Source organism: Phenylobacterium sp. (genome assembly GCF_046590535.1).
Classification (GTDB): Bacteria; Pseudomonadota; Alphaproteobacteria; order Caulobacterales; family Caulobacteraceae; genus Phenylobacterium.
The window spans coordinates 1-15,533 of sequence record NZ_JBKJTG010000249.1; the positions used below are offsets into that span (position 1 = coordinate 1).

Sequence of the window (15,533 nt, forward strand, 5' to 3'; positions counted from 1 at the left end):
GCCCGGCTGACGCCCAGGAAATAACCCTTGGCCGCCTCGTATCGCGTCCCGCCGGACGACGTGTTCTCGTCGAGCAGCACCGCCACCTTGGGCCGGGAGGTCATGGCGCCCTAATCAGGTTTCTGGTCGAGATCTGGTGGGTCACGGTCATAGAGTTCCTCGCGTGGGCCGTAAGGACCGTCCGACCGCCAACCTTGGCCAGCCAGTGCGCGAAATGCAGCGGCCGCAGCGTCGCGCTCCGCCTTGGTTTTGGCCAGGGGAGGTTCGAGTTGAATTGGAAAGGCGTTCTTCTTCTCTTCTGTCATCCGACCATCTTCCTACACCAGCTCGAAGGGCTCCAGCCCGGCCAGCCGCATGGCCCGGGGCCGCTCCGGAACGGCCCGGGGCTCCAGCCCCGCAACGGCCTGCGCCACATGCGCGATGTGGTCCGGCGTGGTGCCGCAACACCCGCCCAGGATGTTGACGATCCCGTGCTCGGCCCACTCGTGCAGCTGGTGGCCGGTCTGGTCCGGCGTCTCGTCGTACTCCCCAAAGGCGTTGGGCAGGCCCGCGTTGGGATAGGCCGAGACCAGGGTGTCGGCGATCCGCGACAGCTCGGCGATGTGCGGCCGCATCAGCTCTGCCCCCAGCGCGCAGTTCAGCCCCACCGCGAACGGCTTGGCGTGCTTGATGGAGTTCCAGAAGGCCTCCACCGTCTGCCCCGAGAGCGTGCGGCCCGAGCGGTCGGTGATGGTCCCGGAGATCCAGATCGGCAGCGGCTCATAGCCCTGGTCCTCAAGGTCCAGGATCGCCTTGATCGCCGCCTTGCAGTTGAGCGTATCGGTGATGGTCTCGATCAGAAACAGGTCGACGCCGCCCTCGTGCAGCGCGCGCGCCTGCTCGATGTACGCGTCATAGACCTGCTCGAAGGTGACCTTGCGCGCGCCTGGGTCGTTCACGTCCGAGCTCATCGACAGCATGACGTTGAGCGGCCCCATGGACCCGGCCACGAACCTGGGCTTCCCCGGCTCCTTGGCCGTCCAGCGGTCGGCCGCGGCCCGGGCCAGCCTGGCGCCCTCGAAGTTGATGTCCCAGACCGCCGCCTGCGCCTGGTAGTCGGCCTGGGCGATCGACGTTGCCGAGAAGGTGTTGGTCTCGCTGATGTCCGCGCCGGCGCCATAGTAGGCATTGTGCAGCTCGGCGATGATGTCGGGCCGGGTCAGGCACAGGATGTCGTTATTGCCTTTCATCTGGCCCGGATGGTCCTTGAACCGCTCGGCGCGGTAGTCGGCCTCTCCCAGGCCACGCTTCTGGATCATCACGCCCCACGATCCGTCGAGGATCAGCACGCGTTGCTTGGCGGCGGCCTTGAGGGCCGCGATACGGTCTTGCCGGGTCATGCCGCGGCCTCCTTCGGGGTCTCGGTGTCAGGTTCGCGCACCCCCAGCACCCGGCAGATCGCATAGACCAGCTCGGCGCGGTTCAGGGTGTAGAAGTGGAAGTCGGTGAAGCCTTCCTCGGCCAGCCGGGCGCACATCTCCGTGGCCACCGAGGCCGAGATCAGCCGCCGGGTCTCCGGGTCCTTGTCCAGCCCGTCGAACAGGTTGGCCAGCCAGGCCGGCAGGGCGATGCCGATGGGCCCGGCCATCTTCTTCAGGCCCTTGTAGTTGGTCACCGGCATGATCCCCGGCGAGATCGGGATGGTGACGCCCGCCTTGCGGACCCGCTCCATGAACCGCAGGAAGCCGTCCAGATCGAAGAAAAACTGGGTGATCGCCCGGGTCGCCCCGGCGTCGATCTTGGCCTTCAGCACGTCGATGTCGTGGTCGATGGACGGGCTTTCCGGATGCACGTGCGGATAGAGCCCGACGCTCACCTCGAAGGGCGCGATGGCCTGGATGCCGGCGGTCAGCTCGGTGGCGTTGGCGTAGCCGTCGGCCCGCGGCGCATAGGTCCCGCCGATCTGGCCGGGCGGGTCGCCGCGCAGCGCCACGATGTGGCGGATGCCGGCGTCCCAGTAGTCGGCGATCACCTCGTCCACTTCGGCGCGGCTGGCCTCCACGCAGGTCAGGTGCGCGGCGGGCTTGAGGGTCGTCTCCTTAAGCATCCGCAGCACCGTGCGGTGCGTGCGGTCCCGGGTCGAACCCCCGGCGCCATAAGTCACCGAAACGAACGACGGGTTCAGCGGCTCCAACTTCTGGATTGCCGCCCACAGGTTCTCTTCCGCCTCCGGCGTCTTCGGCGGCGAGAACTCGAAGGAGACGTTGGGGCGCGCGGTTCCGCCTACGCCTGCGCGGGCCACCGGGCCCAGCGCTCTGTCGGCCGGGCTCATGCGGCGCTCCTCTGCGGCTGGCGGGCGCGCTCGGCGGTCCAGATTTTCACGGTCAGGCCCTGCGCCTGGGCGGGCGGCAGGGAGGTCGCCTTCACCTTGGAAAGCCCCGCCTCCCCCAGCCAGCGGGCGATCTCGGGCTCCGAGAAGCCCAGGCGGCGGTGCTGGTGCTGTTCGCGCAGGAACTCCAGGGTGTGCGGCGCGAAGTCGACGATGATCAGCCGGCCGCCCTGCCCGACGATGCGGGCGGCTTCCTCCACCGCCGCGGCGGGGTCGGCCAGGTAGTGCAGCACCTGGTGGACCACCACCAGGTCGGCGGAGCCATCCGGCAGCCGGGTGCCGAAAATGTCGCCGTGGCGCAGCTCGCAGCGCTGCAGGCCCGCCCCGGTCACATGGCTGCGGGCGATGTTCAGCATCTGTTGCGAGAGATCCAGCCCCAGGGCGGCGTCCGCCTTGGGGCCGAGCAGGGTCAGCATCCGGCCGGTGCCGGAGCCCAGGTCCACCAGGCGCCGGAACGGCCCGGGGCCGGCGGCCTCCAGGATGGCGTCCTCCACGTCGCCCTCGGCCACATAGAGGGAACGAATCTCGTCCCAGCGCGCGGCGTTGCGGGCGAAGTACTCGCCGGCCGCATCGGCCCGTTCGGCGCGCACCGCGGTCAGCCGCTCGGCGTCCCGCGCCAGCGCCGGATCGGCTGGGTTTATCCGCGCCAGGGTCTCGACGACCAGTTCGCCGGCCTGCCCCGCGCCGGTGAGGCGATAGAACACCCAGGCGCCGTCAGGGAACCGCTCCACCAGTCCGGCTTCGGCCAGGAGCTTCAGGTGGCGAGAGACACGGGGCTGGCTCTGGTCGAGCACACGGCCCAGCTCCAGCACCGCCAGTTCCTCCCTGGCGAGCAGCGCCAGGATGCGCAGCCGGGTCGGCTCCCCCGCCGCGCGCAACACATCCACAGCCTGGCTCGCCGAGAGTTTCATAGGTCATATAACGATATCTTTATGTCTCTAAGTCAAGTCCCGCGGCCGGGCTCGGCGCCCGATCCAGCGGGAAGCAGGGAAGGCCCCTTCGGCGAGCACTTGCAGAGGGGGATCGCCCCGCCAAATGGCCATTACATCTGCGACAACTGCTTCTCGCTGTGGCGTCTAGGCCGGCCCTCGTATAGCCAAGCCTGCGGGGGGCGTCATGCGCCGCGACCATGAGATCACGGCCTTCCTGGATCGGGCCGCATGAACGCCGCCGCCAACCCCGACTTCCGCAAACTGTGGGCCGCCCAGGCGGTGTCCGGCGTCGGGGCGCGGATCACCCGCGACGGCCTGCCGATCCTGGCGGTGGCTGGCCTCGCCGCCACGCCGGGCCAGCTCGGCCTGATGGCGGCCTTGGCCAGCGGGGCCACCCTGATCCTAACGTTGGCCTCGGGCGGGCGGATCGACCGGACCCGCCGCCGCCCGGTGCTGATCGGCGCGGACCTGCTCAGGGCCGCAGTGCTGATCGCCCTGCCGCTGGCCGCCTGGCTGGGCGCCATCACCCTGTGGCAAGTGTTCGCCGCCGCAATCCTGGTGGCCGCCGCCAGCGTGGTCTTCGACATCGCCGACCACGCCTACCTGCCCAGCCTCATCGACCGCGACCAGATCACCGACGGCAACGCCCGGCTCAGCGCCACCGACTCCGTCGCCGAGGTGGGCGGCCCGGCGCTGGCGGGGTTGCTGTTCCAGTGGCTGGCCGGGCCCATCGCCGTGGCGGTCAACGCCGCCACCTACCTCGTCTCCGCCGGCCTGCTGCTGACCATCCGCAAGCCGGAGGCGCAGCCTCGCCCGGAAGGACCCGCGCCCGGCTGGCGGGCCGACGTGGCGGCGGGTTTCAAGGCGGCCTGGCGCGAGCCCCTGGTGCGCCCGCTCCTCCTGATGACTGCAGCGGGCGGGCTGTTCGGGGCCTTCTTCTCGGCCCTCTATGTGGTGTTCGCGCTTCGGGTGCTGCAGCTCACCCCGGCCATGCTGGGCCTGACCATCGCCGCCGGCGGGATCGGCGCCCTGGCCGGCGCGGCGCTGGCCCAGCCCATGGCCCGGCGGCTAGGGGTCGGGCCCGCGATCTTCGCGGCCTCGGCCGGCGCGACGCTGGCCGCCCTCTTGATCCCGTTGGCGCCGGCCGAGCCTGGGCTCGGCATGGCCTTCCTGGTGGCCGCCCAGGTGTTCGGCGACGCCCTGGCCGTGGCGGGCGTGGTGCTGATGGCCAGCCTGCGCCAGACGGTCTTGCCGGCGCAACTGCTGGGCCGGGTGGGCGCCAGCTTCCACGCGGTCGGCGGCGGCATGGCGGTGGCCGGCGCCCTGATCGGCGGCGCCCTGGGCGGCCTGATCGGTCCGCGCGAGGCCCTCTACGTCGCCGTGGCAGGTCTGGCGCTCAGCCCGCTGATCGCCTTGGCTTCGCCGCCGCTCAGGTGCCTGCGCGAGATGCACAAACCCCTTAGCGGGTGAACTTCTGGAACTTGATCCGGTGGGGGATCAGGCTGTCGGCGCCCAGGCGGCGCTTCTTGTCCTCTTCGTAGGCTTCGAAGTTGCCCTCGAACCAGTCCACCTGGCTGTCGCCCTCGAAGGCCAGGATGTGGGTGGCCAGGCGGTCGAGGAAGAAGCGGTCGTGGCTGATCACCACGGCGCAGCCCGGATAGTCCTCCAGCGCGCTCTCCAGGGCGCCCAGGGTTTCCACGTCCAGGTCGTTGGTGGGTTCGTCGAGCATCAGGACGTTGCCGCCGGCCGACAGGGTCTTGGCCAGATGCACGCGGTTGCGCTCTCCGCCGGAGAGCAGCCCGACCTTCTTCTGCTGGTCGGCGCCCTTGAAGTTGAACGAGCCCACATAGGCGCGGCTGGGGATCTCGCGGCCGCCCACCTTCATGATGTCCAGTCCGCCGGAAATCTCCTGCCAGACGTTGTTGGCGGGGTTCAGGCTGTCGCGGCTCTGGTCGACGTAGGCCAGCTTCACCGTCTCCCCCAGCCGCACCGCGCCCCCGTCGGGGGTTTCCTGGCCGGTGATGATCTTGAACAGGGTCGACTTTCCCGCGCCGTTAGGCCCGATGACGCCGACGATGCCCCCTGGCGGCAGCTTGAACTCCAGGTTCCGGAACAGGAGCTTGTCGCCGTAGGACTTCTCCAGGTTGGTCACCTCGATGACCATCTGGCCGAGCCTCGGCCCGGGCGGAATCTGGATCTGGGCGAAGGTTTGCTTGGCGTTCTCGGCGGCGTTCTGCAGATCGTCGAAGGCGGCCAGGCGCGCCTTGGACTTGGTGCGCCGGGCGCTGGGCGAGGAGCGCACCCAGGCGAGCTCGCGCTCCATGGAGCGCTTCTTGCCGGCTTCCTCGCGCTCTTCCTGCGCCAGCCGCTTGGTCTTGGCTTCCAGCCAGGAGGAGTAGTTCCCCTCGTGGGGCAGGCCCTTGCCGCGGTCCAGCTCCAGGGTCCACTTGGTCACCTGGTCCAGGAAGTAGCGGTCGTGGGTGACCAGGATCACGCAGCCCGGGAAGCTCTCCAGGTGGTGCTGCAGCCAAGCCACGCTCTCGGCGTCCAGGTGGTTGGTGGGCTCGTCGAGCAGCAGCATGTCGGGCTTGGCCAGCAGCAGGCGGGCCAGGGCCACGCGGCGGCGCTCGCCGCCTGAGAGCTGGTCCACCGGCCAGTCATTGGGCGGGCAGCGCAAGGCGTCCATGGCCATCTCGATGCGGCTGTCGATGTCCCACAGGTCGCCGGCGTCGAGCTTCTCCTGGAGGGCGGTCATCTCCTCCATGAGTTCGTCTGTGTACTCCTCGCCCATCTTGGCGGCGACGGCGTTGTACTGGTCGAAGATCTGCTTTTCCTCGCACCAGGCGATGACATTGCCCCAGACGTCGAGCTGGTCGTCGAGCTGCGGCTCCTGCTCGAGGTAGCCGCGCTTCACGCCGTCGGCGACCATGGCCTCGCCGACGAACTCCTTGTCGATGCCGGCCATGATCTTCAGCAGCGTCGACTTGCCGGAGCCGTTGACGCCGACAACGCCGATCTTGGCGTCGGAGTAGAACGACAGCCAGATGTTCTCGAACGTCTTCTTCGGCGCGCCTGGGAAGGCCTTGGTCAGGCCCTGCATCTGGAAAATATACTGCTGCGCCATGGGGCGTTCGGGCTCGCTCGAAGAAATGTGGGGGACGTCGCGCGTGCAGATAGCGACCGACCGCCGTCCGCGCAACGGCGGGGCGGAACAATCGGCCGTCGTGGGGCGTAGTGCTGTCGAAGGGCGTGTCCCCCGCACGCCTTCAGCGAGAAGGACAGTTCCCATGCACAAGGACCAGGTTGAAGGCGCCGCCAAGGACGCCAAGGGTTCGATCAAGGAAGCGGCCGGCAAGGCGACGGGCGACGAGCGGCTGGAAGCCGAAGGTGTTGCGGACCGCACCGCCGGCAAGGTTCAAAAGGCGGTCGGCAACCTCAAGGACGCCGCCCGCAACGCGCTGAAGAACTAGCGCCGAGAACTTCCGGAACAAGGCCAGGGCCGCGCGGCGACGCGCGGCCCTTGTCGTGTCAGGACCGGCGCGCTGTAATCCCCTCAAGATCGTTCGGTTCGGGGGTTTCCAGCTTATGTCCGCCAGCGTCTGCCGCCGTTGTCGGGGCGAAGCCGTCTTGGTCGAACCCTTGCCCGCCCGCTGAGCCCTAGTCGCCGCGGCGGGCGCGGACGCCGCGCTGGCCGTCGATCTTCATCATGTAGCTGCCGAACGCCGCCTTGCGGATTTCCACGGTCGAGCCCTGCCGCGGCGAGGGCGAGATCCGTTCGCTGTCGATCTGGCGCCAGATCGCCCCGTCGACGAGCACCACCACCCAGCGGTCGTGTTCGTCGCGATAGGCGCGCTTCGCCTCTCCGGTGACGCTTTCCAGCGGCCTGGCCGCACCGCCCGCGCCGCGGTCGAAGATGCTGAAGGCCGGCAGGTCGAAACCGAAGGCGCTGCGCTGGGCGGCCTGCGCCTCCTTGCGCGCCACGATCACGATCTCGCCCATCTGCACCGCGCGGGTCAGGGCCGCGGTCGCCGCGTCGTAGCAGGCGGCCTTCTCGGCCGCGCCAGCCACCCGCCCGCAGTCCGTCAGGCCCTTCAGCGGCGCCGTGGAAGGCTCCGCCCCGGTCGCGGCGCCCGCCGCCAGTAGGCAAAGGCTTGCCGCGGCGCACTGCAGGAATTGTCGCATCGTCGCTGCTGCCTCTTGCCGCGCCGGTTACGCGCGCTGTTACGCCGACCCGGCCCCGGACGCCAGGTTAGCCCCCGCCGGCCTGCGTCGGCAATGTGCCAGCCGCGTCACTAAGGCGCAGCTTGTTGGTCATGGCCTTCATGCGTCGCCGTATCAATGTTACGTGCCGATGGGGATGTTGCGCCGGTCGGCGCGGGGGCTGCACGTGGACGGATCAGGTTTGGTCGAGCAACTGCGGAGCGACGCCGCAGCCGCCGCGGACGCGCTCACCGTCCATCTCTCCGCCCCGCAGCCAAGCCCCCGGGCCGCCAGCCGCAGTGCGCCCAAGCAGATCGCCACCATCGCCCTGCATGCGCAGATCACCCGCAGCGCCCCGCGCGAAGAGGCGTTGCAGGCCGCCGCGAGGTCGCTGGGCGTGCGCCTGAACATCACCGCCGGCGGCCTGAAGAAGGCCACGTCCGAGGCCCGCGCCATCCTCCAGTTCGGGCTCGGGTCGGGGAGCCTTGCGCCCGCCACGGGGGAGTCCTCCGACCAGCTCCTGCACCGGATCGACGAGGCGGTGCGCGCCGTGAACCTGCGCCAGGTCAGCCGCGATCGCGCCCAGGCCCTGGCTGGCGTCCGCGGCGGCCGGCCCACGGCCCAGCGCCAGCAGGTGGCCGCCGCGGTTCAGAAGCTGCTGGACCGCGCCACCGCCGGCCATGCCGACGCGGAGGCCGAGCTTAGCGCGATCCGCGCGCTTATCCTGGCGCCCCCGGCGCGTAGGGCGGATCGTCCCTGAGCCAGCCGGTGACGGTCAGCCGGGGCTGGGCGGCGTAGGGCGCCACCGCCGCCACCGAGTGCTGCATCGGCACCTTGAACAGGGTCAGCACATTGAACCGGGGCAGGAAGCCGCGCCAGATATCGCCCTGCTCGTCATGGAACATGAGCTGGCCGCCCCAGTCCGGCCGCCAGGCGCGAGTGAAGCCGATGGTGTAGGCCGCCCGCCGCTCGCCCACGCCCAGGTCGTCGTGCAGGGTCAGGAAATGGCCGGGCCGGTAGTGGCTGGCCTGGGCATCCACCTTCACCACGGGCTCCCCCGTCACTGCGCGGACGAAATCCATGAACGGCGGGCTGTTGAGAAACTCGGTGAGCGCGTGCAGCGGATGGCCCGGATCGCGCCCGTCCAGGTAGGCGTTGATCATCGGATAGACGAGATAGATGTAGCCGAACCCGCCGCTGGCCCGCCGGGCCACCTCGGCCACCCGGGCCTTCAGGCCGTCCTGCGTCATCTCCGCAAGTTCGGCGCCTTCGACGATGACGTGTTCGCCCGCCTCGCTGGAGTGCACCAGAGACCAGGGCGTGGACCGCTCCAGGACCGCCCCCAGGACCTCTGCCGCGGGCGCCGGGAACAGGCCCTCGATCTGCACCACCCCGTCGCGGCGGTAGGCCTGCGCATGGTCGGCGGCGCGCAGGGCCGGGTTGAGCGCCAGGGTCCCGGTCATCAGCTCACCCCTTCTCGTGGATGAACCAGCCGGTAGCGACACCCGAGGTTGGGTCGCATAGGCCGCCACCGGAGCCACGGAATGGGCCCGGGGCACGGCGAACACGGTGACCTGACCGACACCATCGAAGCTTTCGCCAAGGGCAATTTCGTCAACAGCCAGGTCACCACCCAACTGGCGCCGCCGCCCATCGGCAACCGGATCTTCCGCTTCACCCTCGATAACAACCCATTCCTGACGCCGGCGGCCAAGGCGGCCCTCAACAGCCTGGGCTCCACCACCGCCTACTCCATCCCCGCCGGCAGCGCGCCCTATGCGGCGGGCACCTATACGGACGTCGACACGGACGGCGACGACCTGCTCGATATCGTCACCGGCACCTTCAACCGGCGCTTGTCGGAAGTCGGCCCGCAGGTTTCGCAGTTCAACTTCTTCGGCTTCCAGATGCAGACCGGCCTGCGCGGCAAGCTGGATGTGATCAACGGCCAGTGGGAGAGCTACTTCCAGTACGGCAACGCCCACGGCTCGAACTCGCTCCTGGGCGACACCAGCCTGGCCCGCACGCAACAGGGCCTGCTGCTCACCACCAATTCCACGACAGGCGTCACGACCTGCACGGACCCGTCCGGCTTCGTCAGCGGCGACACCGAGAACTTCTTCAGCCTGCCGGCCGGAGCCATCGGCTTCGCCCTGGGCGCGGAGTACCGTGAGGAGCAGTTCGAGTTCCGGCCCAGCCAGGATCTGGCGGTCGGCAACCTGACCGGCTTCAACGCCTCTCCGCCGGTGGCGGGCGGCTTCGACGTCTATGAGCTCTACAGCGAGGCCCTGGTACCGATCCTGAAGACCCGACGAGATCTCCAGCCCGATCAAGTGCGCCGACAAGTACGGCACCCGTTGCGGCAACCCGACCCCGCGCCACAAGCTGCGCACGACCTTCAACTGGTCGTACGAAGACTATGGTGTGAACGTGGTGTGGAACTTCCTGGATGACGTGATCGACGACAATCCGGCGATCGTCTACGTCGAGGACAAGATCGGCGTGAAGAACTACATCGACCTGTCCTTCGACTGGAAGGCCACCGAGAATGTGGACTTCACCGCGGGCGTGCGAAACATCACCCAGGAATCCTACCCGATCCTGGGTGGCAACGCCTCGCCGTCGAACAGCGGCTATCCGGCCACCTACGACGTCCTGGGCCGGGTCTTCTTCGCCAACGTCTCGCTTCGCTTCTAAGACCAACGGCGTGCGGCGGTCCTCGGGCCGCCGCACGCCAGTGAACGACGAGGGAGCGCCGCAGCGATGCGGCGCTCCTTTTCGTTGGCCGGCAGGCCTTGCCGACATCCGCGGCGACCGCCACAAATCCACAGCACGCCGGGGGAAAGCTGCATGATCCAAGCCATCGTAATCGCCGCCACTCTGGGGCTGTGCGCCACCGCCGCCCAGGCGCAGCTCAGCCCCTATGCTTCGGCCGCCGACCAGCAGCAGGCGATGACCGACCGGGCGATCACCTCCGAGAAGCTGGTCCGGCTGTCGCTCGATCGCATCGCCGGCATCGACCGGGCGGGCCCGAAGCTGAACAGCGTGCTGGCGCTCAATCCCCACGCCATCGCTGACGCCCGCGCGCTGGACGCCGAGCGCCGCGCCGGGAGGGTGCGCGGGCCGCTGCACGGCGTGCCGATCCTGATCAAGGACAACATCGAGTCCGCCGACGGCATGGCCACCACCGCCGGCTCCCTGGCCCTGACGGGCAACATCACCGGCCGCGACGCCCCGCTGGTCCGCCGGCTGACCGACGCTGGCGCGGTGATCCTGGGCAAGGCCAATCTCTCGGAGTGGGCCAACTTCCGCTCCACCCGATCGGTCAGCGGCTGGAGCGCGGTGGCGGGCTTGGTGCGCAACCCCTATTCCCTGGACCGCACCGCCTGTGGATCCAGCTCCGGTTCCGGGGCTGCAGTGGCTGCAGGCTTGGTCGCCGCCGCCATCGGCACCGAGACCGACGGTTCGATCACCTGCCCCGCGGCCATGAACGGCGTCGTCGGGCTTAAACCCACTGTGGGCCTGGTTTCGCGCACCTATGTGGTCCCCATCTCGCCGGAGCAGGACACTGCCGGGCCAATGGCCCGCACGGTGGCCGACGCCGCCGCCGTGCTCACCGCCCTTGCCGGCTCCGATCCCCTCGATCCCGCCACCCGCGAAGCCGACGCCCGGAAGGTCGACTACCTCGCCGCCCTGGACCGCCAGTCGTTGAAGGGCGCCCGGATCGGGGTCTGGACGCCCAACCCTGGCCGTCTGGCCGCCCTCGATGCGGTGTTCGCCCAGGCGCTGGAGGTACTGCGCGCGCAGGGCGCCATCCTGGTCACCCTCAAGGGCCCCGACGAGGCCACCCTGAGCCGGCTCTCCTCGCTGGAGAACGACACCCTGCAGGCCGAGTTCAAGGCCTCGTTGAACGCCTATCTAGCCACTACGCCGCCGGCTGTCGCCACCCGCACCCTGGACCAGTTGATCGCTTTCAACGTCCGCGAGCCGCGCGAGACGCCGCTGTTCGGCCAGGAGATCTTCGAGCAATCGGCCAAGGCGCCGTCGCTGGCCGACGCCGGTTACCGGGGCAAGCGCGCCGAGGCCCGCAAGATCGCCACCGACAGCCTCGACCGAATGCTGCGCGAGGGCGCGGTGACCGCCATCGTCTCGCCCAGCGGCGGGCCGCCTTCGATCGTCGACCCGGTGAATGGCGGGCGCTTCTTCGGCTCCCCCTCCAGCCTGCCGGCGGTCTCCGGCTATCCGCACCTCACCGTCCCCATGGGCTATGTCACCGGCCTGCCGGTGGGCCTCTCGTTCCTGGGGCCGGCTTGGTCAGAGGCGAAGCTGCTGTCCTTGGGCTTCGCGTTCGAGGCGGCGAGCCGCGTCCGCCGTCCTCCGGACTTCCTCCCCAGCGTCGCGGCGCACCCGGAAATCGGCCGGGCCTACGATCCGCGCTGAGCGCCTGCAACCTCGCGCCGGTTCGCACGCTTTCCTCGCGCAGCTGCCGCACCGGCGGCCAGTTCCGGATGCGAGGAAAACCCTATGAAGATCAGCGAAATCATGTCGCAGGACGTGACGGTCGCCCGGCCGCAGGACAGCCTGCAATCCGTCGCCAAGCAAATGGCGGCGATCGACGCCGGCTCGATCCCGGTCTGCGACGGCGAGCGCCTGCAGGGCATGATCACCGACCGCGACATCGTCATCCGCGCCGTCTCGGAAGGCCGTAGCTTCGACACCGCGGTTTCCGAGGTGATGACGGCCGGTGTCGAGTATTGCTATGACGACGATGACATCGGCGCCGCAGCCGATAAGATGGCCGAGCTTCAGGTTCGCCGGCTTCCGGTCCTGAACCGCGAGCAGCGTCTGGTCGGTATCGTGGCTCTGGGCGATATCGCCAGGCAGGCGAAGGACAGAACGACTGGCCAGACTCTGGAAGAAATCAGCGAACCCAGCCGCTAAGGCCAAGCTTCGTACAGTCAAGCAGCGCGGTCGCGATCAGTCGGCCGCGCTGTTTGTCGCCGCCTCCAATAGCGTTATCGAAAGAAGGGTCGGCCGAGTGTTCGACGCCACCGCCCTCAAGCCGGACAACCTGACACGCCTCGACCCCGCCGACCTGGTCCGGGGCGAGGGCCGCGGACCGGGCTTCCACCTGATCGACACCACCATGATGTATGCGCCCCGTTCCGGCGGGGTGAGGCGCTACCTGATGGCCAAGCGCGCCTGGCTGGCCAAGCGCCGCCCTGACCTGCGTCACACCCTGGTGGTGCCCGGGCCCCGCACCAGCGTCGAGGCTGCCGGCCTGGTCAACATCGCCGCCACCCGCCTGCCCTTTGGCAACGGCTACCGCATGCCAGCCAGCCTGACGAAGTGGGAGACGGTGCTGCGCATGCTCGAACCGGACGTGATCGAGGCCGGCGACGTGTTCGTGCCCGGCCACGCGGCGCTGGAAGCCGGCGAGGCCCTGGGCATCCCCGTGGTGGGCTTCTGCCATACCGACACCGCGGCCCTGGCCGCCCTGCACTTCGGCGAGTGGGCCGAGGCGCCGACTTTCAATTTCTGGGCCCAGGCCTTCCAGCGGTTCGACCACGTGGTGGCTCCCAGCCAGCACATGGCCTCGCGCCTCGCCGAAGCGGGGGTCCACCGCCTGACCGTTCAGCAGCTTGGCGTTGACACCGAGATTTTCCGCCCCGACCGCGGCGACCGCGCCAGGCTCCTGAAGCGGCTGGGCTTGGCGTCGAACACCCGCCTTCTGGTCTTCGCCGGGCGTCCGGCCCGGGAGAAGAACATCGAGTCCATGATCGCTGCGGTGGAGCGCCTGGGCGATCCTTACCGCCTGCTGCTCGTGGGCGCCGGCAAGGACACCGCCTATTCGCCGGGGGTTATCTGCCTGGACTTCGAGAAGGACCTGCAGAAGCTCGCCGCCCTGGTGGCCAGTTGCGACGCCTGCCTGCACGCCAACGAGAACGAAATCTTCGGGCTGGTGGTGCTGGAGGCCATGGCTGCCGGCCTGCCGGTGGTGGGCTCCATGCACGGCGGCGTCGGCGAGTTGATCGACGCCACCGTGGGTCAGCCGGCCCGCAACGTGGAGCCGTCCGGCTTGGCGGAGGCCATCGAGGCCCTGTTCGCCCGCGACATGGCGGAAATTTCCCGCGCGGCCCGCCACCGCGCCGAGACCCGGCACGGCTGGGACGCCACCTTCGAGAGCCTAGCCCGGCTCTATACCGACCTGGTGGCCGGCAGCGCCGCGCCCCGGCCCCTGGCGCTGAGCGCCTAGGGCGAGCGCCAATACGAGCCCGTCATGGCGCCTACCGCCCCGTCGGCATATCCTTGAAGGCCACGTCCTTGTCTACGCGGATGTCGCCGGGCAGGCCCAGAACACGCTCGGCGATGATGTTCTTGAGGATCTCGTCGGTGCCGCCGGCGATGCGCAGGCCGGGCGCGAACATCACCGAGCTCTGGAACCCTGCGTGGATCGGAGCCAGTTCCGGGTCGTCGATGATGCCGTACTGATCCAGCATCTCCATGGCGGTATTGGCCAGGTCCTGCATCTGCACGGCCGAGATGATCTTGCCGATCGAGCTTTCCGGCCCGGGCGTCTGACCGCGCGACAGCGCCGTCATGGTGCGGTTGCGGGTGTGCTTCAGGCCCTCGGCCTGGACGTACCAGTCGGCCAGCTTCTCGCGCAGGGCCTGATCCTTCAGCGCGGGAGCGCCGTCGAGCCCGGGCAGGTTGCGGGCCACCTCCATGAACTGGCTCCAGCCGGCGCCGCTGGCCCCGCCCACCGCCAGCCGCTCGTTCATCAGCGTGACGAGGCTGACCTTCCAGCCGTCGTCCACAGCCCCCAGGCGCTGGCTGTCCTTCACCCGCACGTCGGTGAAGAACACTTCGTTGAACCCGGAGCCGCCGGACATCTGGTGGATCGGCTTCACCTCGATGCCCGGGTCATGCATGTCGACCCAGAACATGGTCAGGCCCTTGTGCTTGGGCGCGTCGGGGTTGGTGCGGCAGATGACGATGCCGAAGTCCGAGAACTGCGCGCCGGTGGTCCAGACCTTCTGGCCGGTGATCAGCCAGTCGCCGGAGCCGTCGTCGGCGCGCACCGCCCGGGTCCGCGCGCCGGCCACGTCCGAGCCGCCGGAGGGCTCGGAGAACAGCTGGCACCAGATTTCCTCGCCCTTGATCGCCGGACCCACGAAGCGGGTCTTGGTGTCGGCGTCGGCGAAGGTCATCACCGTGGGCACGCACATGCCCAGGCCGATCTGGAAGGGGTTGGGCGGGATCGGGTGCTTGGCCTCTTCCTGGCTGAAGATCACCGTCTGGATCGGATTGCCGCCCTGGCCGCCCCACTCCTTGGGCCAGGTGATGCAGGCGTAGCCGGCGGCGGCCTTCTTGGCCTGCCACGCCTTCGACGCGGCCATGGAGTCGCCGCCCTCGGGATCGGCGCCCACGTGGCGCTTGGGCGCATTGGCGTCCAGCCAGTCGCGGACCTGCTGGCGATAGGCGGCTTCGTCGGGGGTGTCGTTGAAGTCCATGCGTTTATATCCTCAGGCCGCGTTGCGGCGTTCGAGATGGCTGACCAGCCGCTCTTTCCAGACCCTGGGCGCACCGGCCACGAGGCTGAGTTGGCGTGAGCGCCGGTAGTAGAGGTGGCAGTCCATCTCCCAGGTGAAGCCGATGCCGCCGTGGGTCTGGATGTTCTCCTTCGAGGCGAACCAGAAGGCCTCGGAGGCTGCGATGCGCGCGGCGCTGGCCGCCACCGGAAGCTCGGCCGCATTGGTGTTGAGCGCCCAGGCCCCGTAGTAGGCGTTGGACCGAGCCAGCTCGTTCTTGACGTAGATGTCGGCCAGCTTGTGCTTGATGGCCTGGTACGAAGCGATCACCCGGCCGAAGGCATAGCGCTCGAGGGCGTACTCCTTGGCCATTTCCAGGCAACGGTCCGAGCCGCCGCACTGTTCGAAGGCGATCAATATCGCGGCGCGGTCGAAGACCTGCTCCACCAGTTCGATACCGGCGCCGGCGGCGCCCACCCGGCGGACCGGTGCGTCCTTGAA

At 69.2% G+C, this 15,533-nt stretch carries 17 protein-coding genes; 8 read left to right on the forward strand and 9 right to left on the reverse strand.

Annotated elements, in window-relative coordinates; all coding sequences use genetic code 11:
- Positions 1 to 110: 110 nt before the first annotated feature.
- The 4 genes from ACLL81_RS15560 to ACLL81_RS15575 are packed head-to-tail and all read right to left on the reverse strand — an operon-like array spanning position 111 to position 3,279.
- Positions 111 to 305, reverse strand: a complete 195-nt coding sequence (locus ACLL81_RS15560) for a hypothetical protein (RefSeq protein ID WP_411289275.1) — start codon at positions 303 to 305, stop codon at positions 111 to 113.
- Positions 306 to 317: 12 nt separating this feature from the next.
- Positions 318 to 1,379 (reverse strand): homocysteine S-methyltransferase family protein, encoded by a 1,062-nt coding sequence (locus ACLL81_RS15565; protein WP_411289276.1) that lies wholly within the window; start codon positions 1,377 to 1,379, stop codon positions 318 to 320.
- Complete coding sequence (gene metF / locus ACLL81_RS15570; protein ID WP_411289277.1) at positions 1,376 to 2,311, reverse strand: methylenetetrahydrofolate reductase [NAD(P)H]; 936 nt, start codon at positions 2,309 to 2,311, stop codon at positions 1,376 to 1,378. Before metF ends, ACLL81_RS15565 begins: the two co-directional genes overlap by 4 nt.
- Positions 2,308 to 3,279, reverse strand: coding sequence for an ArsR/SmtB family transcription factor (locus ACLL81_RS15575; RefSeq protein WP_411289278.1), 972 nt, complete (start codon positions 3,277 to 3,279; stop codon positions 2,308 to 2,310). The genes metF and ACLL81_RS15575 overlap by 4 nt, the downstream gene beginning before the upstream one ends.
- 249 nt (positions 3,280 to 3,528) lie before the next feature.
- Here ACLL81_RS15575 and ACLL81_RS15580 point away from each other — a divergent pair, with 249 nt between their 5' ends.
- Positions 3,529 to 4,770, forward strand: coding sequence for an MFS transporter (locus ACLL81_RS15580; protein WP_411289279.1), 1,242 nt, complete (start codon positions 3,529 to 3,531; stop codon positions 4,768 to 4,770).
- On the opposite strand, the gene ettA is transcribed toward ACLL81_RS15580, so the two are convergent.
- On the reverse strand, positions 4,760 to 6,424 hold the full coding sequence (ettA, locus tag ACLL81_RS15585; RefSeq protein ID WP_411289280.1) for an energy-dependent translational throttle protein EttA: 1,665 nt from the start codon (positions 6,422 to 6,424) through the stop codon (positions 4,760 to 4,762). The genes ACLL81_RS15580 and ettA overlap by 11 nt on opposite strands.
- 163 nt (positions 6,425 to 6,587) lie before the next feature.
- Here ettA and ACLL81_RS15590 point away from each other — a divergent pair, with 163 nt between their 5' ends.
- Positions 6,588 to 6,770 carry a CsbD family protein gene (locus ACLL81_RS15590; protein ID WP_411289281.1) on the forward strand — a complete coding sequence of 61 codons (183 nt, stop codon included), beginning with the start codon at positions 6,588 to 6,590 and terminating at the stop codon, positions 6,768 to 6,770.
- 187 nt (positions 6,771 to 6,957) lie between these two features.
- On the opposite strand, the gene ACLL81_RS15595 is transcribed toward ACLL81_RS15590, so the two are convergent.
- A complete protein-coding gene (locus tag ACLL81_RS15595) occupies positions 6,958 to 7,482 on the reverse strand; it encodes a hypothetical protein (protein WP_411289282.1) in 525 nt (174 codons plus the stop codon).
- A gap of 205 nt (positions 7,483 to 7,687) precedes the next feature.
- On the opposite strand from ACLL81_RS15595, the gene ACLL81_RS15600 reads away from it, so the two are divergent.
- Positions 7,688 to 8,260 (forward strand): hypothetical protein, encoded by a 573-nt coding sequence (locus tag ACLL81_RS15600; protein ID WP_411289283.1) that lies wholly within the window; start codon positions 7,688 to 7,690, stop codon positions 8,258 to 8,260.
- On the opposite strand, the gene ACLL81_RS15605 is transcribed toward ACLL81_RS15600, so the two are convergent.
- Positions 8,220 to 8,963, reverse strand: a complete 744-nt coding sequence (locus ACLL81_RS15605) for a 2OG-Fe(II) oxygenase (RefSeq protein WP_411289284.1) — start codon at positions 8,961 to 8,963, stop codon at positions 8,220 to 8,222. The two genes, ACLL81_RS15600 and ACLL81_RS15605, sit on opposite strands and share 41 nt — an antisense overlap.
- An 81-nt stretch (positions 8,964 to 9,044) precedes the next feature.
- Here ACLL81_RS15605 and ACLL81_RS15610 point away from each other — a divergent pair, with 81 nt between their 5' ends.
- From ACLL81_RS15610 to ACLL81_RS15630, 5 genes are all read left to right on the forward strand, one after another.
- A complete protein-coding gene (locus ACLL81_RS15610; RefSeq protein ID WP_411289285.1) occupies positions 9,045 to 9,953 on the forward strand; it encodes a hypothetical protein in 909 nt (302 codons plus the stop codon).
- Positions 9,925 to 10,197: a hypothetical protein gene (locus ACLL81_RS15615; protein WP_411289286.1), complete on the forward strand. Its 273-nt coding sequence runs from the start codon at positions 9,925 to 9,927 to the stop codon at positions 10,195 to 10,197. The genes ACLL81_RS15610 and ACLL81_RS15615 overlap by 29 nt, the downstream gene beginning before the upstream one ends.
- A gap of 153 nt (positions 10,198 to 10,350) precedes the next feature.
- Positions 10,351 to 11,940, forward strand: a complete 1,590-nt coding sequence (locus ACLL81_RS15620) for an amidase (RefSeq protein WP_411289287.1) — start codon at positions 10,351 to 10,353, stop codon at positions 11,938 to 11,940.
- Positions 11,941 to 12,024: 84 nt separating this feature from the next.
- The gene (locus ACLL81_RS15625) at positions 12,025 to 12,441 is read left to right on the forward strand and encodes a CBS domain-containing protein (RefSeq protein WP_411289288.1); all 417 of its coding nucleotides are present in this window, start codon (positions 12,025 to 12,027) and stop codon (positions 12,439 to 12,441) included.
- Between the two features lie 97 nt (positions 12,442 to 12,538).
- Positions 12,539 to 13,756, forward strand: a complete 1,218-nt coding sequence (locus ACLL81_RS15630; RefSeq protein WP_411289289.1) for a glycosyltransferase — start codon at positions 12,539 to 12,541, stop codon at positions 13,754 to 13,756.
- A gap of 31 nt (positions 13,757 to 13,787) precedes the next feature.
- Here the strand turns inward: ACLL81_RS15630 and ACLL81_RS15635 are convergent, their stop codons facing one another.
- Both ACLL81_RS15635 and ACLL81_RS15640 read right to left on the reverse strand, forming a co-directional pair.
- Positions 13,788 to 15,014, reverse strand: a complete 1,227-nt coding sequence (locus tag ACLL81_RS15635; protein WP_411289290.1) for an acyl-CoA dehydrogenase family protein — start codon at positions 15,012 to 15,014, stop codon at positions 13,788 to 13,790.
- A gap of 12 nt (positions 15,015 to 15,026) precedes the next feature.
- On the reverse strand, positions 15,027 to 15,533 hold a 507-nt coding region (locus ACLL81_RS15640; RefSeq protein ID WP_411289291.1), incomplete at its 5' end, for an acyl-CoA dehydrogenase family protein.